At 65.0% G+C, this 24,161-nt stretch carries 22 protein-coding genes, 1 tRNA gene and 1 riboswitch; of the genes, 11 read left to right on the plus strand and 12 right to left on the minus strand.

Annotation, left to right across the window (positions count from 1 at the left end):
* The first annotated feature begins 358 nt into the window (after positions 1–358).
* The 3 genes from DFLDMN_RS08985 (at position 359) to DFLDMN_RS08995 (ending at position 1,791) form a co-directional block, all read left to right on the plus strand.
* A complete protein-coding gene (locus DFLDMN_RS08985; RefSeq protein WP_423198118.1) occupies positions 359–676 on the plus strand; it encodes a DUF883 family protein in 318 nt (105 codons plus the stop codon).
* Between the two features lie 150 nt (positions 677–826).
* Positions 827–1,204 (plus strand): phage holin family protein, encoded by a 378-nt coding sequence (locus DFLDMN_RS08990; RefSeq protein ID WP_423198119.1) that lies wholly within the window; start codon positions 827–829, stop codon positions 1,202–1,204.
* Positions 1,201–1,791, plus strand: coding sequence for a DUF3318 domain-containing protein (locus tag DFLDMN_RS08995; protein WP_423198120.1), 591 nt, complete (start codon positions 1,201–1,203; stop codon positions 1,789–1,791). Before DFLDMN_RS08990 ends, DFLDMN_RS08995 begins: the two co-directional genes overlap by 4 nt.
* Positions 1,792–1,908: 117 nt before the next feature.
* On the opposite strand, the gene DFLDMN_RS09000 is transcribed toward DFLDMN_RS08995, so the two are convergent.
* The 12 genes from DFLDMN_RS09000 to ybgC form a co-directional block, all read right to left on the minus strand.
* On the minus strand, positions 1,909–4,254 hold the full coding sequence (locus DFLDMN_RS09000; RefSeq protein WP_423198121.1) for an EAL domain-containing protein: 2,346 nt from the start codon (positions 4,252–4,254) through the stop codon (positions 1,909–1,911).
* Entirely contained in the window at positions 4,179–4,676 is a 498-nt protein-coding gene (locus tag DFLDMN_RS09005) for a hypothetical protein (RefSeq protein WP_423198122.1), read from the minus strand. Before DFLDMN_RS09005 ends, DFLDMN_RS09000 begins: the two co-directional genes overlap by 76 nt.
* 328 nt (positions 4,677–5,004) lie before the next feature.
* Positions 5,005–5,080 (minus strand) — tRNA-Lys (locus tag DFLDMN_RS09010).
* Positions 5,081–5,123: 43 nt separating this feature from the next.
* Positions 5,124–6,239 (minus strand): YeeE/YedE family protein, encoded by a 1,116-nt coding sequence (locus DFLDMN_RS09015; protein WP_423198123.1) that lies wholly within the window; start codon positions 6,237–6,239, stop codon positions 5,124–5,126.
* A gap of 142 nt (positions 6,240–6,381) precedes the next feature.
* On the minus strand, positions 6,382–7,068 hold the full coding sequence (gene queC, locus DFLDMN_RS09020) for a 7-cyano-7-deazaguanine synthase QueC (RefSeq protein ID WP_423198124.1): 687 nt from the start codon (positions 7,066–7,068) through the stop codon (positions 6,382–6,384).
* A 244-nt stretch (positions 7,069–7,312) separates the two neighbouring features.
* Positions 7,313–8,071 (minus strand): tol-pal system protein YbgF, encoded by a 759-nt coding sequence (gene ybgF, locus DFLDMN_RS09025; protein ID WP_423198125.1) that lies wholly within the window; start codon positions 8,069–8,071, stop codon positions 7,313–7,315.
* 17 nt (positions 8,072–8,088) lie between these two features.
* A complete protein-coding gene (gene pal / locus DFLDMN_RS09030) occupies positions 8,089–8,601 on the minus strand; it encodes a peptidoglycan-associated lipoprotein Pal (RefSeq protein WP_423198126.1) in 513 nt (170 codons plus the stop codon).
* Positions 8,602–8,617: 16 nt separating this feature from the next.
* Positions 8,618–10,087, minus strand: coding sequence for a Tol-Pal system beta propeller repeat protein TolB (tolB, locus tag DFLDMN_RS09035; RefSeq protein WP_423198127.1), 1,470 nt, complete (start codon positions 10,085–10,087; stop codon positions 8,618–8,620).
* A gap of 142 nt (positions 10,088–10,229) precedes the next feature.
* Positions 10,230–11,333: a cell envelope integrity protein TolA gene (gene tolA, locus DFLDMN_RS09040; protein WP_423198128.1), complete on the minus strand. Its 1,104-nt coding sequence runs from the start codon at positions 11,331–11,333 to the stop codon at positions 10,230–10,232.
* 15 nt (positions 11,334–11,348) lie between these two features.
* Entirely contained in the window at positions 11,349–11,786 is a 438-nt protein-coding gene (tolR, locus tag DFLDMN_RS09045; RefSeq protein ID WP_423198129.1) for a protein TolR, read from the minus strand.
* Between the two features lie 45 nt (positions 11,787–11,831).
* A complete protein-coding gene (gene tolQ, locus DFLDMN_RS09050; RefSeq protein ID WP_423198130.1) occupies positions 11,832–12,515 on the minus strand; it encodes a protein TolQ in 684 nt (227 codons plus the stop codon).
* A complete protein-coding gene (ybgC, locus tag DFLDMN_RS09055; protein ID WP_423198131.1) occupies positions 12,512–12,916 on the minus strand; it encodes a tol-pal system-associated acyl-CoA thioesterase in 405 nt (134 codons plus the stop codon). The genes tolQ and ybgC overlap by 4 nt, the downstream gene beginning before the upstream one ends.
* Positions 12,917–13,072: 156 nt before the next feature.
* Positions 13,073–13,222, plus strand: a riboswitch (ZMP/ZTP riboswitch).
* A gap of 184 nt (positions 13,223–13,406) precedes the next feature.
* Between ybgC and glyA the strand changes: the two genes are divergently transcribed.
* From glyA to DFLDMN_RS09095, 8 genes are all read left to right on the plus strand, one after another.
* A complete protein-coding gene (gene glyA / locus DFLDMN_RS09060) occupies positions 13,407–14,654 on the plus strand; it encodes a serine hydroxymethyltransferase (protein WP_423198132.1) in 1,248 nt (415 codons plus the stop codon).
* 156 nt (positions 14,655–14,810) lie between these two features.
* The gene (gene nrdR, locus DFLDMN_RS09065; protein ID WP_423198133.1) at positions 14,811–15,278 is read left to right on the plus strand and encodes a transcriptional regulator NrdR; all 468 of its coding nucleotides are present in this window, start codon (positions 14,811–14,813) and stop codon (positions 15,276–15,278) included.
* 399 nt (positions 15,279–15,677) lie between these two features.
* Positions 15,678–16,361, plus strand: coding sequence for a GspH/FimT family pseudopilin (locus tag DFLDMN_RS09070; RefSeq protein WP_423198134.1), 684 nt, complete (start codon positions 15,678–15,680; stop codon positions 16,359–16,361).
* Between the two features lie 4 nt (positions 16,362–16,365).
* Positions 16,366–16,944, plus strand: a complete 579-nt coding sequence (gene pilV, locus DFLDMN_RS09075) for a type IV pilus modification protein PilV (RefSeq protein ID WP_423198135.1) — start codon at positions 16,366–16,368, stop codon at positions 16,942–16,944.
* On the plus strand, positions 16,941–17,783 hold the full coding sequence (locus tag DFLDMN_RS09080) for a PilW family protein (RefSeq protein WP_423198136.1): 843 nt from the start codon (positions 16,941–16,943) through the stop codon (positions 17,781–17,783). Before pilV ends, DFLDMN_RS09080 begins: the two co-directional genes overlap by 4 nt.
* Before the next feature lie 8 nt (positions 17,784–17,791).
* Positions 17,792–18,385 carry a pilus assembly PilX family protein gene (locus DFLDMN_RS09085; protein WP_423198137.1) on the plus strand — a complete coding sequence of 198 codons (594 nt, stop codon included), beginning with the start codon at positions 17,792–17,794 and terminating at the stop codon, positions 18,383–18,385.
* A gap of 122 nt (positions 18,386–18,507) precedes the next feature.
* Positions 18,508–23,307 (plus strand): pilus assembly protein, encoded by a 4,800-nt coding sequence (locus DFLDMN_RS09090; protein ID WP_423198138.1) that lies wholly within the window; start codon positions 18,508–18,510, stop codon positions 23,305–23,307.
* 30 nt (positions 23,308–23,337) lie between these two features.
* The gene (locus DFLDMN_RS09095) at positions 23,338–23,811 is read left to right on the plus strand and encodes a type IV pilin protein (protein ID WP_423198139.1); all 474 of its coding nucleotides are present in this window, start codon (positions 23,338–23,340) and stop codon (positions 23,809–23,811) included.
* Positions 23,812–24,161 lie beyond the last annotated feature (350 nt).

Consider the following 24,161-nt stretch of genomic DNA (forward strand, 5'->3'; position numbering starts at 1 on the left):
TGAAAAAGGATGCAACAGTATGTGAGAAACCAGCGAAACCGAAACCGGCGACACCGAACCCAGAGAAACGGTCGACTCAGCTTAGTGAGATTGCGATCTAACTCAAACGAATATAAAGTCACTATAAAATCACTCGAAGTCATAAAGCATCGAGTCATTGCTCGGTAGCTGGTACCTTGCGCCGCCTGGCTGTCACGGATTTTGCATGGCCGTCCAATGCACCGGATCTTCGCCATGCGCGTCTCCTTCCGATGACGGACTGGCGGTCATGCAATCCGTCAACTTGAAACGATGGGTCGCCGCCACATATCCTAGTTGGACGAGAGGAAACGCCACAAGACCAAGCGAGCAAGGCAAAATGCTAACGACACAACCAACCGCCCGCAAACAGGAGAAACTGATGAGCGATGTCAAGACCGTTTTGTCCGATGCCGAAGAACTGCTTAAGCAAGCGGCCTCGACTACCGGCGAAAAAGCCGCCGAACTGCGCGAACGCGGCATGGGCCTGCTGAAGCAGGCCAAGGAAAAGGCCCAGGACCTGCAGGACGCCGTGGTCACCAAGAGCAAGGCCGCGGCCCGCGCCACCGACGACTACGTGCACGACCACCCGTGGCGTGCCGTGGGTCTGGCAGCGGGCGTGGGTCTGGTGATCGGCCTGCTGCTGAATCGCAAGTAAGCCGAACGGGGCGGCACGCGAGCGCCGCCCCGCCCCTTACACGACGCAGGACGACACAGGCCCCGCCGCCGCACGGCCCGCTCTGCTACCGCGGCTTTCGCCACCCCGCCCTGTCAACCCGACCTGCCCGCCAATCGCCAAAGACGCCGCATGAGCGACCCTTCTTCCCCGAAGTTCCTGGAATCCCTTCGCAACCTCGCCAGCTCGGTGGTCTCGATGCTGCAGACCCGGCTTGAGCTCGCCAGCGTGGAACTTGCAGAGGAACGCGCGCGGCTCATGAAGGTGGCGCTCCTGGTCTGTTTTGGCCTTGCGTTCTTCAGCATGGCGCTGATGACGTTCACGCTGCTGATCGTCATCCTGTTCTGGGAAACCTACCGCTGGCAGGCCATTCTCGCCATCGTGCTGTTCTACCTGATTGCGGCGGCCGCATGCCTGCTGACCGCACGCAACAAGGTCCGCAATGCACCGCCGCTGTTCGAGGCGACCCTCGCCGAGCTGGACAAGGACCGGGAGATTCTGCGCCGATGACCAAGCCGACCTCTGCTTCCGCCGCGCCCGACGGGGCCCACGGTGACGACCACGCGGGCGAGCTCCCACGCCGCGATCATCCGCGTCCCGCGCGTTTTTCGCACGAAGTACGGCTGCCGCTCGCGGTACGCAAGGAACTGCTGCTGACGCGCGCCGCGCTCGAGCGCTACGACGCGGTCCAGGCCCTGCGCCAGGTGCGTGGCGGCGCCCGCCGCATGACCAACATGAGCGCATGGCTGCCGCGCCTGACGCGGCCTGCCGGCTGGCTCAAGCTGTTTGGCGTGACGCGTGACTACCCGATGGTCAGTACTGCCATCACCCTGGCGCTGCCGCTATTGCGCCGGACCGCGCTGGGACGCGCCACGTGGAAGCTGTCGAAACTCGGCATGCTGGCCGGCGCGGGCTACTGGGCCTACAAGACCTGGAACGCCACGCGGCGCGAAGGTCCGGCGCCATCGACGGCGATGCGCGATACCGGCTTCCGCGATCCGCTGGTGTCGACGCCGCGTGCCGGGACGGCGCTGCCTGCCGTGACAACCGAGGCGCCACTTGCCGTGACCCCGCCGGGCACGCCACCCACCCCCTGATTTTTGGCCCTGAGTTTTTCGCCCTGAGTTTTTCGCCCTGAGTTTTTCGCCCTGATCCGGCCCGAAACCGGGCGGGTGCCGATCCGGCCGCCGGATACCCAGGCGCCAGTCAGCGCCTCACAGCGCCACCACGGCGCAATCGGCATGATCCGTCTGCACGCCGCTGCCGTGCGCGAACGGCCGGGGCCGCGCGATATGGTGGCCCTGTGCGTAGTCGATGCCGAGCGCGCGCAGGCGTACCAGCATGTCCTCGCTCTCGACAAACTCGGCAATGGTCCGCTTGCCCATCACATGACCGATGCGCTGGATCACTTCGACCATGACCTGGTTGACCGGATCGTCGAGCATATCGCGCACGAAGCTGCCGTCGATCTTGAGATACGCCGCAGGCAGATGCTTGAGGTAGGCAAAAGATGACATGCCCGCGCCGAAGTCGTCGAGCGCAAACGCGCAGCCCATCGCCTGCAACTGCTGGATAAACGCCGCCGCTTGCGTCAGATTGCCGATCGCCGCGGTCTCGGTGATTTCGAAGCAGATCTGGTGCAGCGCGACGCCATGCCGAGCGGCTTGCTGCCGCACGAAGCCCGGGAAATGGTCGTCGGCGAGCGAGGCGCCGGACAGGTTGATCGAACACATGCCGATTTCGCCGGGCCGATCGACCTCGATGCGCGCGAGCGCGGCAAACCCGGTCTCCACCACCCAGCGATCGATCATCGGCATCAGGTTGAAGCGCTCGCACGCGGGTACGAAGGCCATCGGCGGTACCAGTTCGCCGCGTTCGTCGACCAGGCGCAGCAGCAGTTCGATATGGCGGCCGCCGGCGCCCGCCACCTCGGGCTGCAGCGCGACGATATCCTGGGCATACAGGCAGAAACGTCCGGCCGCCAGCGCCGCATGCACGCGGCTGACCCATTCCATCTCGCCACGCCGCAGTTGCATCGCGTTGTCGTCCATGCGGTAGACCTGGACACGATTGCGGCCGCCTTCCTTGGCCATGTAGCAAGCGGCATCGGCCGCGCTCAGCGCTTCTTCCAGCTTGACGATGCTGCCATCGAGCGTGACCAGCCCGATGCTGACGCCCAGCGCGAAGGTGCGCTGCCGATGGGCAAAGCGGAAGCTCGAGATGGCGCGCCGCAACGCCTCGGCCACGCCCTCGCCCTCATCGCGCTCGCAACGTTCGAGCAGCACTCCGAACTCATCTCCGCCCAGGCGCGCGAGCGTATCGCCCTTGCGCATCGGCTGCCGCATCACCTCGGCCACCTGGCGGATCAGTTCGTCGCCGGCGGCATGTCCGCAGGTGTCGTTGACCACCTTGAACTGGTCGAGATCCAGGTACATCAGCGTGTGCGTGCAGCCACCGTGCTGGGTGGCATTCATGGCGGCGGCAAGGCGCCGCTCGAATTCCGCGCGGTTAACCAGGCCGGTGAGCGCGTCGTGCGTGGCTTCATGGGCGAGGCGCGCCGCATGCGCGCGCTCCATGCTGACATCGTGCAGCACCAGCACGACGCCGATGGCCAGACCGCCGCGATCGCGGATCAGCGCGACCGAGGGTTTGACCGCGACCAGTCCGCCGCCGCGCCGCGCCAGCAGCATCACGGCCTGCGTGGGCCAGCGTTCCTGCAACGCGCGCGCGATCAGGTCGGTGACCGGCGCGCCGGTGTTCTCGTCCTGCAGCGGACAGGTCTGCGCCAGGAACTTGCCGGCCGCCTCCGCGTTGGACCAGCCCGTCAACAGTTCGGCCACCGGGTTGAGCGACTCGATGCGGCCCCACACATCGGTGGTGACTACCGCCTCGCCGATCGCCTGCAGCGTGACCTGGGCGCGCTCCTTTTCCGCGAACAGCTGCGACTCGAATTCCTTGCGATCGCTGATATCGGTCAGCGAGCCGGCCATACGCGCGGGCTTGCCGGTGGTACCGCGCACCAGCCGGCCGCGCGAACGCACCCACAGGTAACCGCCGGCCTTGCGGCGTAAGCGGAATTCCACATCGTATTGCGTGCCGGCACGCAGATGCCGCGACAGGCGACGCTCGAACTCGGGCACATCGGCGGGATGCATCAGGGCCATCAGCGTTTCGCGCGCATGCGGCAGTTCGTCGGCCGCGTAACCCAGCATTTCCGCGCAGCGCGGCGAGAAATAAAGCTCGCCGCGATGGGGATGCCAATCCCATAGCCCGTCGCTGCTGCCGGCCACCGCCAGCTTGAGGCGCTCCTCGCTGCCGGTCAGCGCCTCGCGCAGGCGGCGCTCCTGGCGCAGGATGCGGTACGACAACCACATCGCGCTCAACAGCAGCAGCCCCGCGATGCTCACCGCGCCCAGCAGCAGCATGTCGCGGACGCGGCGCGAGGCCATGCCGAGCGAAGCGGAGAATGACGCCTCCAGCGGCGTCAGGCGTGCATCGAGCGCCGTGATGGACGCCACCAGCGGTTGCAGGCAGGCCTCGCCGCAGTCGGGGTCGGCCACGTGCTCGCGCAGCGTGGCGGCGAGCGCATCGAGCTTGCCGATCTCGGCATCGGCCTGGGCCCAGGCCTTGATGGCCGCGTCGATCTCGGTGACATCGCGGCCGTGGCGCGGGCCTGGTTGAACCGCGTCGTGTTTTCCAGTTCGAGGCGTGCGGCACGGTCGCCGAGCGGCACCGCGATGGCGCGGCGAAAGGCTTCGAAATCGGCGTCCTGGCGGGTCTCCGCATAGCGCAGCAGATGCACCACCGCGGCCTTCTGCCCCTTGCTCCACAGGCTCTCGCCGGCAATGAACGCGCGCGTGGCGGACAGCACGTCGACGCTGGCCACGCAGAACACCGCCAGCGCAAATACCACGGGGACGAACGGCCAGACCACGCGCAGGACGCGTCCGCTGGCCGGCGGGGATCCGCCATGCTGCTGCATAAAGACTTCCCTTGCCGGCGTTCCGCGCAGCCGGCAACTCGTCGATTTCTTGGGTAGAGGGAGAGGAGCGTCGCCACACGGATGTGACGCAGCGCTCATTCTGGGTCAGGACGGTAACGTTGTCTTTAACTCAGACGGATTAATCGGGACCGGCCCGCGGCAATGATAGAGGGAGGCGGGGAAAAAAGCGATGTAACCGTTTTGGCAACGCCCACGCGTCGACTCGCGGCGGCGGACCCGCGATGACGGGCACACCCCTTGGTGGGCTTTCGATGGTTGGCACCAACGAAAAAAGCCCGTCGTAGGAGCGACGGGCTTTTGGGCATGCTGGTGGGTCGTGCGTGACTCGAACACGCGACCAACGGATTAAAAGTCCGCTGCTCTACCGACTGAGCTAACGACCCCGAAAAACCGAATCCGCGATTATATGGAGGCGACCTGGGGGTGTCAACCCATGCTTTCCAGGCGCCACATCTGATAGCGGAAGGCCATGGTGGCCCCCGCCATCATCGCGGCAAACACCAGGAACGAGCCGATCGCGAGCGTCGACACGCCGGACAGGCCCTGCCCGATCGTGCAGCCGAGCGCGGTCACGCCGCCGATGCCCATCAGGGTGCCGCCCACGATATGGTTGGCCACGTCTTCCGGGCTGCCGAAACCTTCCCAACGGAACGTGCCGGTGGCCAGCGCGTAGACCGCGGCGCCGGCGATCACGCCGAACACGCAGACGATGCCGATCGTGAGCACCTTGCTGGTATCGCTGAACAGCATCAGCCAGTCGAGCGTATAGGCATACGGCGCGACAAAGCTGAGGCTTTCCATACGTCCACTGTTGGTAGCCACGAACAGTTCCTCGAGCGTGTTGGGATCCTCCGACACGTAGCCGATATGGCCGGACACGTACCACATCGCAATGATGATGAGGCCCACGCCGATACCGCCGAGCAGATGGTCGAAGGTGCGGAAGCCGCGCCCGAGCATGGCCCAGAGAATCATCACGATGCCGAGCACGATGCCCAGCCCGAGTTGCAGCGTCGGGCGCGCGATGCCGCTGGCATGCGCCACCAGCGAGGGCAGGTCCTGCGTGGTGGGCAGCGCCACCGCGATCTTGTCGACGGTATTCACGCGCGCCACCCCGAACACGCCGCGCAGCGTCATGTATGCGGACAGGCCGAGGAATACGAACACCACCAGCGACTTGAGATTGCCCGCGCCGATCCGTACCAGCGTCTTGCTGCCGCAGCCCGAGGCCAGCACCATGCCAAAACCGAACAGCAGGCCGCCGACGAGGCCCGACAGCCAGCTCAGCTTGCTCGCCGTATAGATCGTCTTGGTGGGATCGATCTGCCCGCCCCAGGCGAGCACGCCGGTACCGATCATCGCCACGCCGATGGCCAGGCCCCACATGCGCAGGCGGTTCCAGTCGCCCATGTTGACGACATCGGAGATCGCTCCCATGGTGCAGAAGTGGGTGCGCTGCAGGATTGCGCCGAACAGGAACGTCAGGACGAAGGTGCTCCACAGCACGGTGTGCGTGAGCGCGGGAATATTGATCTCGGGCATGTCGGGGCGAGGCTCGTTGTCGTTATGGATATGCACGGCGCGGCGGCCGGTGCGAGGTCCGCTGCGATGGCTGGTGCGATGGCTGGTGCGATGGTCGGTGCGGTGGCTGGTGCGATGGTGGGGGGCGTGTCCGGAAGGGCGATCAGCCCGCGCCGCCCTGGTAGCGCGTGGGATCGGCCACGCCGGCGGCCTCGAAGCCGGCCCGGCGGATCCGGCACGAGTCGCACACCCCGCATGCCCGGCCGTCGTCGTCGGCCTGGTAGCACGATACGGTCAGGCTGTAGTCCACGCCGAGGCGCGTGCCGGCGCGGATGATCTCGCCCTTGGTCAGGTCGATGATGGGCGCGTGCACGCGGAAGCGATCGCCTTCCACGCCGGCCTTGGTGGCCAGGTTGGCAAGCGTCTCGTAGGCCGACACATACTCCGGCCGGCAGTCCGGATAGCCCGAATAGTCGACGGCGTTGGCGCCGAAGAACAGGTCGCGGCCGCCGATCGCCTCGGCCCAGCCGAGTGCGAGCGACAGCATGATGGTGTTGCGCGCCGGCACATACGTCACCGGAATGCCGCCGACGGCGCCATCGGTCGGCACATCGAGGCTATCGTCGGTCAGCGCCGAGCCGCCGAAGCGGCGCAGGTCGAGATCGATGATCTCGTGGCGCGCGGCCCCGAGCGCGGCGGCCACGCGCCGGGCCGCGTCGAGCTCCGACGAATGCCGCTGGCCATAGCGCATGGACAGTGCATAGGTTTCAAACCCCTGCGCGTTGGCCATGGCAAGGACGGTGGCGGAGTCGAGGCCGCCGGAAAGCAGGACGATGGCGCGTTTGGTCATGATCGGGGTTGACGCAATGGAAGCCGCTATTTTAATCCAGCGCCAACGGCGTGCCGCCGTGGGCCGGCGCGACCGTGCGCAAGCTGGCACCGCTACCTCCGGCGACCGCACTGCAACCGAGCGGCAATCGGGAGGCAATCGGGAGTGGCGAGCGGGCAAAAAGCCCGGCAACAATCCGCCGCGCACAAAAGAAAAAGCCTGCAAACGCAGGCTCTCTCTTACACCACGATGCTGTACTACCGCATCACTTCAGCGTCTTCAGGCGATTGCTGGCCGCCTGGGCGCCTTCCGTGCCCGGGTACTTGGCCACCACCGTTTCCAGCGTCTTCTTCGCGGCCGCCTTCTGGCCGGATTCGAACTGGCTATTGGCGATGGCGATCATGGCATCGGGCGCTTTCGGGTGCGTCGGATTGGCCTGGACCATGTTCTGCAGCACCGAGATCGAACCCTTGTAGTCACGCTGCGCGTAGAGCGAGTTGCCAAGCCAGAATTGCGCGAGCGGCAGGTACGGGCTTTGCGGATACTTCCGCGCAAAGGCCGAAAACGCATTCCCTGCGCCCTTGAAATCGCCGGTCTGGAACTGCTTGAGCGCGGCATCGTACTCCGGCTTCTCGGTGGGCTGGGACAGCCCCTCGCGCCCGTCCACGGTGACCTGCTGCGGCTCGAATTTCTTCAGACGCGCATCGAGGTCCGCGTAGTAGTCCTTCTGCTGGCGCTGCAACGTGTCCACCTGGTTCTGCAGCACTTCGTTCTGACCGCGCAGCCGGGCCACTTCCTGACGCAGACCCTCGAGCTGGTTCTGGATGTCAAGCTGGACCTTGCTGTTCTGGTCGATGCGTTGTGAGGCCGTGGCCTGGAAACCGTTGAACTGGTCCCGCAGCTGGATCACGGCCTTGCGGGCCTCGTCGTCGTCGAAGACGCCGGCCTGTGCCTGCGTGGCCGCGAGCAGACCGCCACCGGAGATGGCGGCCAGCCACAGCAAGGTGGATACGCGTGCGTTCATGAAGACTTGTCCGTAGATCAGTAGGCGATGTCAGCGCGGCGGTTTTCCGCCCACGAGGCTTCGTCGTGACCCGTTGCCTTCGGCTTTTCCTTGCCCAGGCTCACGGCTTCCATCTGCGAGTCGGACACGCCGAGCGAACCCAGCGAGCGACGCACCGCTTCGGCACGCTTCTGGCCCAGCGCGAGGTTGTACTCGCTGGTGCCACGCTCGTCGGTGTTGCCCTGGATCAGCACCTTGCGGCCCTTGTTGGCGTTCAGGTACTGGGCGTGGGCCGACAGCATGCCCTGGTAGTCCGACTTGACGGTATAGCTGTCGAAGTCGAAGTACACGCTGCGCTTGGCCAGCGGGCCGTTCGGGTCGTTCAGCGGGTCGCGCGACACATCCACCGGCTGTACGGCACGGCCGTCGGCGCCCGGCTGGGCACCACCGGCACCGGCCTTGGCGGTGTCGTCGAGCTTGACGCCCGAGCTGCAGGCGCCCAGGGCGAGCAGTGCGGCGATGGCGAGAGTCTTGGTCAACATTTGGGGCATGGCGATACTCCTCTGGTTATTGCATGAAAGGACCCCAGGACGGCTCGCGAACCTCGCCGGACTGGAGGGAGAGAACCTGTTTGGTGCGACCATCCGTCGAGACCGCCGCCAATACCGCGCGGCCTCCCACGCGGGTTGCGTACAGAATGTACTTGCCGTTGGCGGCGAAGCTCGGGGATTCGTCGTTGGTCGTATCGGTGAGCGACGTCACGTCACCGTTGGACAGGTCCTGCAGCTGCAGCTTGAAGCCGCCCGCCCGCGTGATATAGGCCAGGTACTTGCCGTCCGGCGAGATGCGCGGACTGACGTTGTAGCTGCCCTTGAAGGTCACACGTTGTGCCGCGCCGGACTCCTCGCCGGTTGCAGGCATGCGGTAGATCTGCGGCGCACCGCCGCGATCGCTGGTGAAATAGATGCTGCGTCCGTCCGGCGAGAACTGCGGCTCGGTATCGATCGCGCTGCTGCGCGTGATACGGCGCAGGCCGGAGCCGTCCGCGTTGACCAGATAGATCTGCGTGTTGCCATCGCGCGAAAGCGCCACGGCCAGGTGCTGGCCGTCGGGCGACCACGACGGCGCGCTGTTGTTGCCCTTCTGGTTGGAGACCAGCACCCGCTTGCCGGTGGCCAGGTCATGCACGTAGACCACGGGCTTCCTTGCCTCGAACGAGACGTAGGCCACGCGGCGGCCATCGGGCGACCACGCCGGCGAGATGATCGGCTCGTTGCTGGTCAGCGCGACCTGCGCGTTCTGGCCATCGGAGTCGGAGATCAGCAACTGGTAGCGCTTGCCCACGCGCGACACATAGGACAGGCGCGTGGCAAACACGCCGCGCTCGCCAAGCAGCTTCTCGTAGATGTAGTCCGCAATCTTGTGTGCGGTCACGCGCAGCTGGTTCGGCGCGACCGTAAAGGCGAGACCGCCGAGGCTCTGCTGCTTGACGGTGTCGTACAGGCGGAAGCGGACTTCGTACTGACCGTTGCCGGCGGGCGTCACACTGCCGGCGACAAAGGCATCGGCGCCGCGACCCTTCCAGCTGCCGAGGTCGACGCTGGCGGTTTCCGCCACGGTGGCGCCGGCCGGATCGACATTGCGAAAGCGGCCGCTGTTGACGAGGTCGCTGCGGATGATGGCGGTCAGGTTCTGCGGGGCTTGCGCCTCGCCCTGGAAATTGGCCGTGGCGATCGGGAACTGGGTCGAGCCCACACCCACGATTTCCACATTCAGTTGGGCGTGGGCGACGCCGGCGGAGAAGGCCAGCGCGGCCGCCAGCCAGGCCATGAGCGCGCGGCGCGTGGATTGTCGCGTGGCGTGGCGCGTGGCGTCGCGCGATGCGTTGGCAAGCAATGCGGGGGTAGGCAATGCGGTAGGCAATGCGGCGGATGCCGACGCGGCGGTATGCACGTCGGTGGTAGGCAGAACACCCGCCCGTTGGTCAGCGTGATGCCGCCGCGCGGACAGCCAGTTGGGGGCCCAAAGCTTTCGCATGCTGCTCCTTAGTCGATAACAGGATTCACACTGCCGGCTGCGTCAGGCAACCGTCCATGGTAGCGACGGGACCGATACCCCGCGATGAAGGTTGCATTATGTTGCAAATCACGGTATGCCTCCTTCGCTCTCGCTACCTTATTCAGTTCTTCGGCCGGAACGACAGCGTGATGCTGCCCGGCGCCTTGCCGTTTTCATCGCGCGGCAGCGGGCTCGATGCCTCCACCGCGCGCAGCACCGCGTCGTCCCATGCCGAATTGCCACTGCCGCGCGTCAGGCGCGCCGACAATACCGTGCCGTCCGGGGCCAGTTGCACCGCCACCACGGCAGTCGGATTGCTCGAGGTGTCGCCACCATAGTTCACGTTCGGCAGCACCTTGCGGCGCACGCGGTCCGCATAGCCCGGCGAGGCATTGCCGCCCGCGCCCGCGCCGGAGCCGCTCGCATTGCCGACGCCGCCGCCGCTGACCGCGGCACCACCGCTGGCCAGCGCCTGCAGACGGGCGAGTTCCGCCTTGCGTTGCGCATTGGCCGCGGCCTCGCGCTTGGCCTTGGCGTCGGCATCCGCCTTGGCCTTGGCCTTCTGCTCGGCGTCGGTCTTGGCCTTCGCTTCGGCGTCGGCCTTGGCCTTGGCGTCCGCCTTGGCCTTCGCCGCGGCGGCTTCCTTGCGGTCGTGCTCAGCCTGTTCCTTGCGCTCCTGCTCCTTGCGCTCCTGCTCCTGCTGGGCCTTCTTGCGCTGGTCTTCCTTGCGTTGCGCTTCCTTGCGCTGGGCTTCGTCGCGCAACTGCTGCTGGCGTTGCTGTTCCTTCAGCGCTTCCTCGCGCTGCTGTTCCTTGCGCAGTTGTTCCTGACGCGCGGCCTCTTCCCTGGCGGCACGCTCTTCCGCCTGCTTGCGCTTCTGGCGTTCGAGCGCGATCTCGGCATCTTCCTCGGCCTGGCTGCGCACCTGCGGGGTCGGCACCGGACGCGGTTGCTCGACCGGTTGCGGCGGCGGGGGCGGCGGCGCCGGCGCGACGTCGGGCACTTCCTCCCACAATTCGGCCTCGCCGCCGACAGGGGTGCTGCTCTGCCAGTGCACACCGAAATAGAGCACGATGCCGAGCAGCACATGCATCAGCAAGGCGAGCAGGAACGAACGCAGCGTGCCGCGTTCCTTGACCGGCTGATACGGATACGCGGCGGCCTTCGCGCGGCGCGGCGGCCGCGGGGCCTGCTGGGAAGGATGAGGTGAGGACAAGGTGGCCACGAGCGGACGCGACGCTTATTTGGACTTCACCATCAGGCCGACGCGCTTGACGCCATCGGCCTTCAAAATGGACATCACGTCGAGCACGGCTTCGTACTTGACGGAACGGTCGGCCGCAATCACCACCGGCTGGTCCGGATTCTCGTTCTGGCGCTGATGGACAAAGCCCAGCAGGCCCGGCTTGTCGAGCTTGCGCTCGAACGAGTTGCCGGCCGGATCCCGGCCGCGCGCGGTCAGGGCGCCGTCTTCGTGGACGGTCACGATGATCGGCGGCGTCTTCTGCTGCGGGGTGGCATTGGCGACCGAAGGCAGGTCGACCACGGCCGGGTTCACCAGCGGTGCCGCCACCATGAAGATGACGAGCAGCACGAGCATCACGTCGATATAGGGCACGACGTTGATTTCGGCGCTGGCCCGGCGGCGCGAGCCGCCGCGGCGCTGGATGGCTGCCATGTGTGTTAGCTCCGTGTGCGATCCATCGAATGCATGAACAGGCGATCAGCGGGTCTGGCGCTGCAGGATGTTCAGGAACTCCTCCATAAAGCTCTCGAACCGGATGGCCAGGCGGTCGATCTCGGTCGCATACCGGTTATAGGCAATCACCGCCGGAATGGCGGCGAACAGGCCGATGGCCGTGGCCACCAGCGCTTCGGCAATGCCGGGTGCCACCGAGGCCAGGGTCGCCTGCTGCACGTTGGACAGGCCGCGGAACGCATTCATGATGCCCCACACCGTGCCGAACAGGCCGATGTACGGGCTGACCGACCCGACCGAGGCCAGGAACGGCAGGTGCGACTCCAGCACGTCCATCTCGCGCTGATAGGCGGCGCGCATGGCCCGGCGCGCGGCGTCGAGCAGCGCGCCGGCATCGTTGCTGCGCTCGCGCGCCTTGAGGAATTCGCCCATGCCCGATTCAAAGATGCGCTCGAGCGCGCCGGTGTTATGGCGGTTATTGGCGGCGCTGTTATAGAGCGCCTGCAGGTCGCCACCCGCCCAGAAATCGCGTTCGAAACCCTCGGTCTGGGTGCGCGCGGAACGCAGCGCCAGATGCTTTCTGAAAATATAGGTCCAGGAAAAGAGGGACATTACCAGCAGCAGCGCCATAACGGCCTGCGCCAGCAGACTGGCGTTCAATACCAGCGAAATGATCGACAGGTCCTGCGTGACGGTCACTGGGTTCATCGAGCGTTCTTGATGGTTTCGAGGACAGGGGTGGGAATCGGCGCCGGCCTGAATGTGCTTTTATCAACACATCCAACCCGAATCGCGCCGGTCGCCAGATGGACTTCCGCGCGCCACGCTTCCTGGGCGAATTGGACCGAAGCCGGTCCTACCCGTTCCACGCGCGTCCGGATCTCCAGTTGGTCATCCAGCCGGGCGGGCGCATTGTATTCCACGGCGGTACTGCACACGACGAAGACCACACCGTTATTTTCAGCGAGCGTTTGTTGTTCGATGCCCAGCGAGCGCAGCCACTCGGTACGGGCCCGCTCGAAGAACTTCAGATAGTTGGCGTAGAAGACCACGCCACCTGCGTCGGTATCTTCCCAGTACACGCGCAGTGGCCACACGAACATTGACATGGCCGGCATTGTAACGGAGGGGCCGCCCGTACGGAGGTTAACCCGCAGGCGACTTTGCAACAGCAAGTTGCGAGCCAGGCCTGGCGCGGCTTTGCGGGGAGCCGGCCGGCGCGCTTGCGGGTCCGTGCGCGCTCGCGTAAACTCTGGCGCAACCATTCCACCTTGCGCGACTGGCGAAGTCAGTGGGTACTACCACGAGGAAGCGCAAGTTCTCTGGTGTGTCGTATGCGATTCCTGGAATATTCAGTGGAAAATTCCGCGCAGGATCTCATGCCGGCATACCTGCCGCTCGCCTGGGCAGCGAATGGGAAGCAGGGTGCGCCCTGTATCGCTGGCTCGAAAAGTCGAAAAAGCCGCCGGTACGGGTCGCCGATGCTCCCCCGCGCGCCCTATCTCCCCCTCGTAAACGCTCCATCTCATCAAGATGGAGTTATTCAGAATTTCTCCGATGCGCACGTATCGGGATACTTTTTTACAGACGAGTGACGCCATGTTCGAACGCAGCCGCTATACGATCGACCAGATCGACCCCGAAGTCTTCGCCGCCATCCAGAAGGAAAACCAGCGCCAGGAAGATCATATCGAGCTGATCGCTTCCGAAAACTACACCTCGCCGGCCGTGATGGCCGCGCAGGGTTCGCAACTGACCAACAAGTATGCCGAGGGCTATCCCGGCAAGCGCTACTACGGTGGCTGCGAGTATGTCGACGTGGTCGAGCAGCTCGCGATCGACCGTGTCAAGCAGCTGTTTGGCGCCGAAGCCGCCAACGTGCAGCCCAACTCCGGCTCGCAGGCCAATCAGGGCGTGTTCTTCGCCATGCTCAAGCCGGGCGACACCATCATGGGCATGAGCCTCGCCGAAGGTGGCCACCTGACCCACGGCATGGCGCTCAATATGAGCGGCAAGTGGTTCAATGTGGTGAGCTACGGCCTGAACGCACAGGAAGACATCGACTACGACGCGCTGGAGAAGCTCGCGCACGAGAAGCAGCCCAAGCTGATCATCGCCGGCGCCTCGGCCTTTGCGCTGCGCATCGACTTCGAGCGTATCGCCCGCGTTGCCAAGGCGGTTGGTGCTTACTTCATGGTGGACATGGCCCACTACGCCGGCCTGATCGCGGCCGGTGTGTACCCGAACCCGGTGCCGCACGCCGACTTTGTCACCACCACCACCCACAAGAGCCTGCGCGGCCCGCGCGGCGGCGTGATCCTGATGAAGGCCGAGCATGAGAAGGCCATCAACTCGGCGATCTTCCCCGGCATCCAGGGCGGCCCGCTGATGCATGTGATCGCCGGCAAGGCAGTGGCTTTCAAGGAAGCGCTCACTCCGGAGTTCAAGACGTACCAGCAGCAGGTGGTGAAGAACGCCGCGGCACTGGCGGATACGCTGATCGCCCGCGGCCTGCGCATCGTCTCCGGCAAGACCGAAAGCCACGTGATGCTGGTGGACTTGCGCGCGAAGAAGATCACCGGCAAGGAAGCCGAGAAGATCCTCGGCGATGCGCATATCACCGTCAACAAGAATGCCATCCCGAACGATCCGGAGAAGCCATTCGTGACCTCGGGCATCCGGCTGGGCTCGCCGGCCATGACCACGCGCGGCTTCAAGGAAGAGGAAGCGCGCCAGGTAGGCAACCTGATCGCCGACGTGCTGGACAACCCGCACGACGAAGCCAATATCGCAAAGGTACGCGAACAGGTGGCGGCGCTGACGCGCCGCTTCCCGGTGTACGGCTAAGCGGCTAAGCGGGTAAGCGGCTGAGCGGCTGACAGGTTGCCCGGCTACGGCCGAGCGCTGGCGGCGGCCCCTTCCTGCCCGGAAGGGGCCGCCTTTTTGCCAGCGACCATCGATATATATATATAAAGCGAGTATCAACTCACCAGGCGGTCCGGCATGAAATGCCCCTTCTGCGGTCACTCGAATACCCAGGTTCTTGATAGCCGCGTGTCGGAGGACGGCGATACGGTGCGGCGCCGCCGGCGTTGCGAAGCCTGCGACCGCCGCTTTACCACCTACGAGCGAATCGAGCTGTTCTTTCCCGCCATCGTCAAGAAGAACGGTTCGCGCGTCGACTACACGCGCGCCAAGCTCAAGGATTCGATGCGGCTCGCCTTGCGCAAGCGGCCGGTCTCGGCCGAGGCCATCGACCTCGCCATTACCCGCATCGAGGAAAAACTGCTGGCCCTCGGCGAGAAAGAAATCCCGAGCAGCCAGGTCGGCGAGCTGGTCATGCGCGAGCTGCGCAAGCTCGACAAGATTGCCTATATCCGCTTTGCGTCGGTTTACCGAAGTTTCGAAGATGTGTCGGAATTTCGCGACGTGTTGGACGAATTTTCGCCACCCACCCCACGAAAGGGGTAGCCATCTACTTAAAAAAGCCGTCTAATCTGCACTGACCTTCCCCCGGGTTAGGGAAGGATGTTTGCGAGCGCGCGACACCGGTCCATTGCCACATCAGCCGCACGACGGCCGACGTCACAACGTCACAACGTCAAGAGACCACCGAGAGAAACGCGCGCCGCCGCGATGTCGTTGCAAGAGACGTTGCAAGAGACGTTGTAAAAGTAGTTCTTGCGAACGACGTCGCGAAGAAGTCGCAGTAAAAAGCAGCAACAATAAGCAGTAACAATAAGCAGTAACAAAAGCAAAAAAGAAGCTCCACTTTTCGGACGGGAGTCATAGATGGGTCAGTCTGTCTGCCTTCGGGCGGAGGGAATCTGCCCGTGGGCAGTGGGTACGCGGACGTCTGCGCAACCCACGATGGCCCTTTTGTCGGGTAGTCCCTTCTCGGGTCACGCATCGGGTGAGGTATCGGATCATGCGGCAAGCGCGGGCCTTGTCGCCGCGACGCGCCATGCAACATGGCGTGGCGCCAGCCATCGTGCCGCCTCCGCATTCACGCGATTCACGCGATTCACACCATCCACACCATCGACGGCCGGCTTTACGCTGATCGAGATGATGGTCGTCGTTGCGGTGCTCGCCATCATCGCCACCGCGGCGATCCCCAACTTCACCAGCTTTATCCACAACAGCAAGCTGCGCTCGGAAGCATCGAAGCTGTTTGTCGACATCGAGACCGCGCGCAGCGAAGCCGCACGGCGCAATGCCTCGGTCACCGTATGCCCGAGCGCCGACGGAGTCAACTGCTCGGAAGACTGGTCGCTCGCCCGCATCATCTTTTTCGATACCGACGACAACGGCGTGCGCGATGGCGCCGACCAACTGGTCCGCAACAGCGACAAGCCCACCGTCAAGACCGCGATCACCGCAAGCGGCCTCGACAAGGCCAACCGCATCGCGTTCCGCTCGTCCGGCACCGCGGTGAAATCGCCAGTGGCCGCGTGGAAATTCTGCGAAACCGGATCGACTCTCGAAGGCCAGACCGTGTCGCTGACCGGCAGCGGCCGCGCCTATACCCAATCGCCGACGCCCTGCCACTGACGCCATGCCGCACACCCTCCTCCATGCCAAGCCCCCGGGCCGGCCGCGGTCCGGCCGTGCACGGGCCTGCCGCCGGACGCGCCCCGGCGGCTTTACGCTGATCGAAGCGCTCGTCACCATCGTCGTGCTCGCATTCGGCGTGCTCGCGCTGGCCATCCTGCAGACGCAGACGTTACTGGATACGCGCACCGCGTCGATGCGCAACGTGGCCACGGCCATGGCGTACAACCTGGCCGACCAGATTCGCGCCAACGAGCGGGCGCTGACTGCCGGCACCTACAGCAACCTCACCGCCAATCCCAAGCCGGAGCCGGTAGCCGCCTGCTATACCGCGGCGGGCTGCACGCCGGAGCAGATGGCACTGACCAGCTTTGCCGCCTGGCTCGACGACGTCGGTGCGGCGCTGCCGGGCGGCACCGGCATCGTTTGTGTCGACAGCACCCCGACCGACGGCACCAGCCCGGCGGTCCATGGATGCGACAACGTCGCCGGCGCGCCGTACGTGATCAAGATCTGGTGGCGAGAGGACAGCAAGAGCAACGACACGCCCATCCAACGCTTTGTGACCGCGGTGGTGCCATGACCCGAACGTTCCTCCACTCCCGCCGCCGCGTTAGCGGCTTCACGCTGGTCGAACTGATGGTCGGCATGGTGATCAGCCTGCTGCTGATCCTGGTGGCCAGCTCGCTCTACATTTCGCAGCAGCGCTCCAACAACACGCAGGGCGATCTCGGCGAGATCCAGGAGAATGCGCGCGCCATCGCGCAACTGCTTCAGCGTCAGGCGCGCCAGGTCGGTTATACCGATTTCACCTTTACCGCCAACACGTTCGGCGCCAACGAAACGCTCGACGCCAGCAATGACGATGGCGCCAACACCAGCGACTCGCTGACGTTCCGCTATTTCGGCTCGTCGCTCCCGGGCGGCGATCCGGCCGCCGCGCCCGGCTCGGCAAGCGCGCCCAAGGCCGACGGCACCGTGGTCGACTGCTCCGGTAACGATGTCAACGCCAACGTGCTGGTGAGCGAGGTCTTCTCGATCGCCAAGGACGCCGCCGGCACCCCGTGGCTGCAATGCACGGCCAATGGCGGTGCCCCCACGCCGCTGTTCCCGGGCGTGGAATCGTTCCAGGTACTGCTCGGCGAGGACACCGACGGCGACCAGACCATCAACCGCTACGTGGCACCGGGCGCCGCCGTCATGGCCAATGTCCGCGCGCTGCGCGTCTCGCTGATCCTGCGCGGCCGCAACACCACCAACCCGCGGCCGGAATCGCTGGTGGTCAACCATTTCGGTGCCACCTACGCGCCCGCCAACGCGGCGCCCGCCGGCGACGCCGGCAGCGTGACCAACCTCGCCGACGATGGCCGCCTGTACAAGCACTACACGTTCTTCATCGCCCTTCGCAACCGTCTGAACTAGGCCCCGAAATGACCAACCGATCCTACCGTGCGCGCGCCCATCTGCCCCGGCGCCAGGAGCAGCGCGGCATTTCGCTGATCATGGTGCTGCTGTTCCTGATCATCCTGACCCTGGTGGGCGTCGCGGCAAGCGTGGCGAGCCTGTCTTCCGAACGCATGGCGCGTAACTCGCGCGACCAGAACATCGCGCTGCAAGCCGCCGAGGCAGCCCTGCGCGATGCGCGCAAGGACATCAACGAAACACGCAAGCTGGCTGGCCGCACGGGTGCGTCGCTCACCTGCGACGTGCCCAACTTCAAGGGCTTCTGCATTCCGGCGGACACCGGCAAGCCCGTGTGGGACCTGTATCTCGAGGACACCACGCGTTCGCTGGAACTGGGCGAGATCACCGGCTTGACCGCCGCACAGAAGATGCCCACCTCGGCCAATGCCACCAGCAGCGGCGTGTCGAAGCAGCCGCGCTACCTGATCGAATCGATCCCGGACCTGACCGAGGGCAGCCTGAAGGCGGGCGCCACCAAGTATGTGTTTCGCATCAGCGCCATCGGATACGGATCCAATCCCAATACCAAGGTCGTGATCCAGGAAGTCGTCCGCTTCTGACGCCGCCGGCCACGCGACCGCATGTAGCACCGCAGCATCCAGCACTGCCGCACGTATCGCCGCAATTTGCCTTACCTGATTTCTGAGCTCACTTGCGCAACCCCTTACTCGTCGGGCGCACCATGACCCAGTCCACCTTCCGTCGTCCCGTCAGCCGCCTCCAGGGCGTGCTGCTGGCCGCTTCGCTTCTGCTCGCCATCGCGTCGGCGTCCGCCGCGCAGATGAACCTGGCCACGCGCCCGCTCTACGCGGGTGGCAACGTGCCGCCGATCGTCATGATCGACCTGTCCAAGGACCATTCGCTGCACCAGAAGGCGTATAACGACTACACCGATCTGGACAACGACGGCATCCTCGACGCGACCTACACCAACGCGATCAAGTACGCCGGATACTTCGATTCCGGCAAGTGCTACACGTACGACAGCAACACCATCAAGGGCTTTGTGCCCTCGTTCGTGATGACGGCGGACACCCAGGGCCAGCTGTATTGCGATGGCAAGAGCTGGAGCGGCAACTTCCTGAACTGGGTCAGCATGAGCCGCATCGACGAGGTGCGAAAGATTCTCTATGGCGGTACGCGCGCCACCGACACCGCCACGACCACGGTGCTGGAACGCGCCTTCCTGCCGATGGATGCCCACGCCTGGGCCAAGTACTACGCCGGTGCGGACCTGCGCAAGCTGGTCCCCAGCAGCATGGTGGCGGAGATGCCGAGCGACGTCGGCCTGCTGACTTCGAATTCGACGGTCACGATGAAGCCGACCTATGGCGACATCCTGACCATCAATGTCAGCGACAGCAGCAAGATCGAGGTAGGCGACCAGATCCGCATGGTGCCGAGTTCCACCAGCGCACCCAAGAACGTGTCGATGACCGGCTGGGCCACGAAGACCGGCAAGAACACCGTCACCATCGCGATCTATCCCGAGAGCGTGTTCACCTCCACCGGGCGTGACGAGACCTATACCAACTGGAACGTCGCCAACCTGAGTCGCGGCGGCCTGACCTTCTGCAATGTCACGCCGCGCGACGGTAGCGGCGTGCAGGCGTCGCAGGACAATACCCAGGCCCCGCAGATTCGCGTGGCCAACGGCAACTACGCCACCTGGGGCGCCAGCGAGAAATGGCAGTGCAACTGGACCAGCGAAGCCAGCAATACCCAGGGCAGCTTCCTGCCCTACATCATTACGGACCCGAAGAATAATACCCAGGTACGGCCCGGCGGTTCGTCGAGCGGTAACCGCGCGGCCCTGTCCGGCATCAACTCGTCGGCGGAGAACCCCTCGCGCGACAACCGCGGCGCGGGCACCGGCGAGGCCAAGGGCACCTTCAACGCACGCGTCCAGGTATGCGTGGCAGACGCCACGTTACGGGCGGGCGAGAACTGCAAGCAGTACGGCACCAGCTACAAGCCGGTCGGGTTACTGCAGAAGTACGGTGAAACCGGACAGATGCTGTTCGGCCTGATGACCGGCTCCTACGACAAGAATATTTCCGGCGGCGTGCTGCGCCAGAATGCCACCAACTTTGCCACCGAGATCAACCCGGCGGACGGCACCTTCGCCACGGGCACCGTCAAGGGCATCGTGTGGAACATCGACCGGCTGCGCCCGTATGGCTACAGCTACCGGGACGGCGGCTACACCTCCGGCGACACCGGCGTGGACGCGTGCAACTACCAGCAGACCGGTATCACGCTGAGCGGCGGCGCCAACGCGCAAGGCAAGCCCGCCAACCAGGGCAACTGCTCCACCTGGGGCAACCCGATCTCGGAGATCTATCTGGAGACGCTGCGCTACCTTGCCGGCAAGTCTTCCAATAGTGATTTCCTGCCAAAAACCAACGGCAAGGACGCGGCGCTCAAGCTCACCACGGCGACCTGGGCCAACCCGATGAACCTGCCGGCCAACGATCCCAAGCGCGCGCCGTATTGCACGCCGCTCAATGCACTGGTGTTCAACTCCAGCGTGTCGTCGTATGACGGCGACCAGCTAGCCGGGTTCGCCGACCTGAACAGCAGCAACGGCGTGAGCAAATACACCGACACGGTGGGTACCACCGAGGGGGTCACGGGCAAGTGGTTCGCGGGCGGTGTCACCGGTGGCTTGATCGACAACCTGTGCTCCGCCAAGGACGTGGCGAACTTCAGCGACGTGCTTGGCATCTGTCCGGAAGGTCCCTCCCAGGCAGGCACGTTCCAGATCGCGGGCGCCGCGTACTTCGCGCACACCAACCGGATCCGCTCCGACATCAATATCCCCGCCGGCGATACCAAGTCGCTGAAGGTATCGACGTACGCCGTGCAGCTGGCCACCACCACGCCGCGCATTAACGTCAACGTCAACGGCCAGACGGTCACCATCCTGCCGTCGTATCAGCTGCACCCCGACAATATCCAGCCGAGCTCCGGCACGCTGGTCGACTTCAAGGTCATTTCGCAGACGCCCACCAGCGGGCGGTTCTACGTGAACTGGGAAGACTCCATCGCCGGGGGCGACTACGACCAGGACGTCTGGGGGATCCTCAGCTATAACGTGGTGGGCGACAAGATCACGGTATCCACGCGGGTGGTCTCGGCCTCGACCTCGAACGGCCAGGGTTTTGGCTATGCGATCTCCGGCACCGACAAGGATGGTCCGCACTTCCACTCGGGCATCTACAACTTCAAGTACACCGACCCGGCCACCGTGGTGGTCTCGCCGAAGAGCGCGCCCATCAATACGTCGGGTGGCTGCCAGAACTGCAATATCGGGGACCCCGAGACCAGCGTGACCTATACCGCCAACGGCAAGGCCGGGGGGCAGTTCCAGGATCCGCTGTTCTACGCGGCCAAATGGGGTGGCTTCAGCGAGGACAAGGGCGGCAATGGCCTGGCCGACAACGTGCTGGAATGGGACACGCGCAAGGCGGACGGGTCGGCCGGTGCCGATGGCCTGCCGGACAATTACTTCTACGCGACCAACCCGGCGGCCCTGTCCGACTCGCTGGAACGTGCCTTCATCAATATCCTGAACGTGTCGTCGGCGGCTTCCGTTGCCACCAACTCCGCGACGCTGACCACGGGCTCGGCGATCTTCCAGGCCCTGTTCAACGGGTCCGACTGGTCGGGCAAGCTCATCGCCTTTCCGATCGACCTGAATGGCCAGACCGGCAACGCGACGTGGGACGCGGGCGACGTGCTCAATACGCAGACCAGCGCCACGCGCCAGATCCTGACCTACGACAACGTCACCGCCAACAAGGCCGGCATCCCGTTCAAATGGGACCGCCTGCCGGCGGCCTACCAGACCCTGCTGAGCCAGAATCGCCTGGAATGGATGCGCGGCGATCGCAGCCATGAAGGCGGCTCCGACCTGCGATCGCGGCCCAATACGATCCTGGGCGATATCGTCAACTCGAGTCCGCAATATGTCGCCGCGCCGAACGCCGGTTATGCCGATGCCGACTACGCCGCCTTCGTCGTCCAGCATCGCGACCGCCGGCCGGTGCTCTACGTGGGCGCCAACGACGGCATGCTCCACGCGTTCGACGCACATCTGAACGCCGCCGACGGCGGCGGCCGCGAACTGTTCGCCTATGTGCCCTCGGCACTGTATGGTTCGCTGTCGACGCTGTCGAACCCGGGCTATGTGCACCGCTACTACGTGGACGGCACGCCGACCGTGGGCGACGCCAAGGTCAACGGCACCTGGCGCACTATCCTGGTCGGTGGTCTGGCCGGCGGCGGACGCGGCATCTTCGCGCTCGACGTGACAGACCCCGACGCCATCAACGAGGGCTCGGCGGCCAGCACCGCGCTGTGGGAATTCACCAATAACCAGGACGCGGACCTGGGCTACACCTACGGCCAGCCGAATATCGTCAGGCTCGGCAACGGCAAGTGGGCGGCGGTCTTCGGCAACGGCTACAACAGCAACGCCGGGCGGGGATCGATCTTTATCGTCTTCCTCGACCGCGCCGCCGGCAGCAAGTCGTGGTCGATCGGCACGGATTACCTCAAGCTCACGGTCGACGACGCCAACATTACGGTGCCGAATGGCATCTCCGCGGCGTTCCCCGCGGACGTCAACGGCGACGGCACCACGGACTTCCTGTATGCCGGCGATCTGCTCGGCAACCTGTGGAAATTCGACGTGTCGGGCACGGATCCGGCCACCTGGCAGGGCACGCGCAAGCTGCTGTTCACGGCTACCGACGCCAACGGCAAGCGCCAGCCCATTACCTCCGCGGTCGACGTGATGCGTAACACCCAGGCCGGGGGCTACATGGTGCTGTTTGGCACCGGCAGCTACGTGGACAACGCCGACCCGTCCAACTTCTCGACGCAGTCGTTCTACGGCATCTGGGACCAGAACAATACGGCACAGGGCACGGTCACGCGCAGCAAGCTCGTGCAGCAGACCATCGATGCCGAGGCGCAGTTTCCGGCCACCAAGGTGCTGTATCGCCTGGTCAGCCGGAACAACGTGCAATACACCGCGACGGGCAAGCAAGGCTGGTACATGGACCTGCTGAAACCACCCTACCCGCCCGGCACGGCCGAGGGCGAGCGCGTGGTCTACGATCCGCAGATTCGCGGCACACGGATCGTGTTCACCACGCTGATTCCTTCCACCGACCAGTGCGCGAGCGGCGGTACCAGCTGGCTGATGGAACTCGATGGCGTATCCGGTGGACGACTGACGCAGCCCCCGTTCGACGCCAACAACGACGGTCGCTTCGACCAGAACGATCTGGTCAACGGCCAGCAGCCCGGCGGTGTCCAGCCTGCGAACGGGATTACGCCCAAGCCGACGATCCTCATCGATGGAACCAAGGAACGCAAGGTCTTGAACGGTTCGACGGGCGAAACGCAGGTCGTCACGGAAAGCGCGGGCTCCCCGCTCGGCCGCCTGTCCTGGCGTGAAATACTGCATTGACGGGCCATGGGCCCCACGAGGAGAAGACGCATGACCCTGATCGCCCGCCTCCACCGGCGCCCTCGCGGCGCGCGGGGCTTCACGCTGCTGGAGCTGATCACCACCGTGACCATCATCGGCATCCTCGCCGCCATCGCGATTCCGACGTACCAGCAGTACGTCACGCGCGCGCGCCGCACGGAGGCGAAGACCGCGCTGATGCGCCTGCAGGGGGCGCAGGAGCGGTACTTCACGGTGAACAACAAGTACGCGGACCAGGCCGGCAAGCTGCAGTTTCCGGCTTGTGGTGGTACCAACGATACGACCGGCTCGGCCGATACGTGCGATGCGAGCGCGTACACCATCCTGATCGAGGCCGACGGCGGCGGCTTCGATCAGGGCTACAAGCTCACGGCAACGCCGGTCAAGCTGGTCGACAATGTGTGCGGCAACTTTACGCTGAACTACACGCAAACCAAGGGCATCAGCGGCAGCGGCACGCTGGAGGAATGCTGGGGATCCTGATGCGCCAGGCAGATGCGGGCCGGCTCACTCGCATGACCTCGGACCGTTCCGAGAACACTGGCTGACGCCGGTCGCTAACAAACCGCCACATTCTCGGCGCATTCCGACACGTTTCGACCGGCCTTTTTTGACTACGCTCGGCATCCTGATCATCGATCGAGGATGCCGTGGCTACCGTCTCTTCGCGCTCCCCCCAATCATCCCAATCACCGCAATCATCCCAATCACCGCACCCGCCGCGTGCGCCGCGTGCGCCAGTTTCGGGGGTGCCGCGTGCTCGGCTGTCAACGCTGTCATCGCCGCCCGGCGCGCCGTCTCCGAACGCGCCGTTTCCGCACTCGAACCCGGCG

It is taken from the genome of Cupriavidus sp. H19C3, from assembly GCF_049393815.1.
Lineage (GTDB): Bacteria > Pseudomonadota > Gammaproteobacteria > Burkholderiales > Burkholderiaceae > Cupriavidus.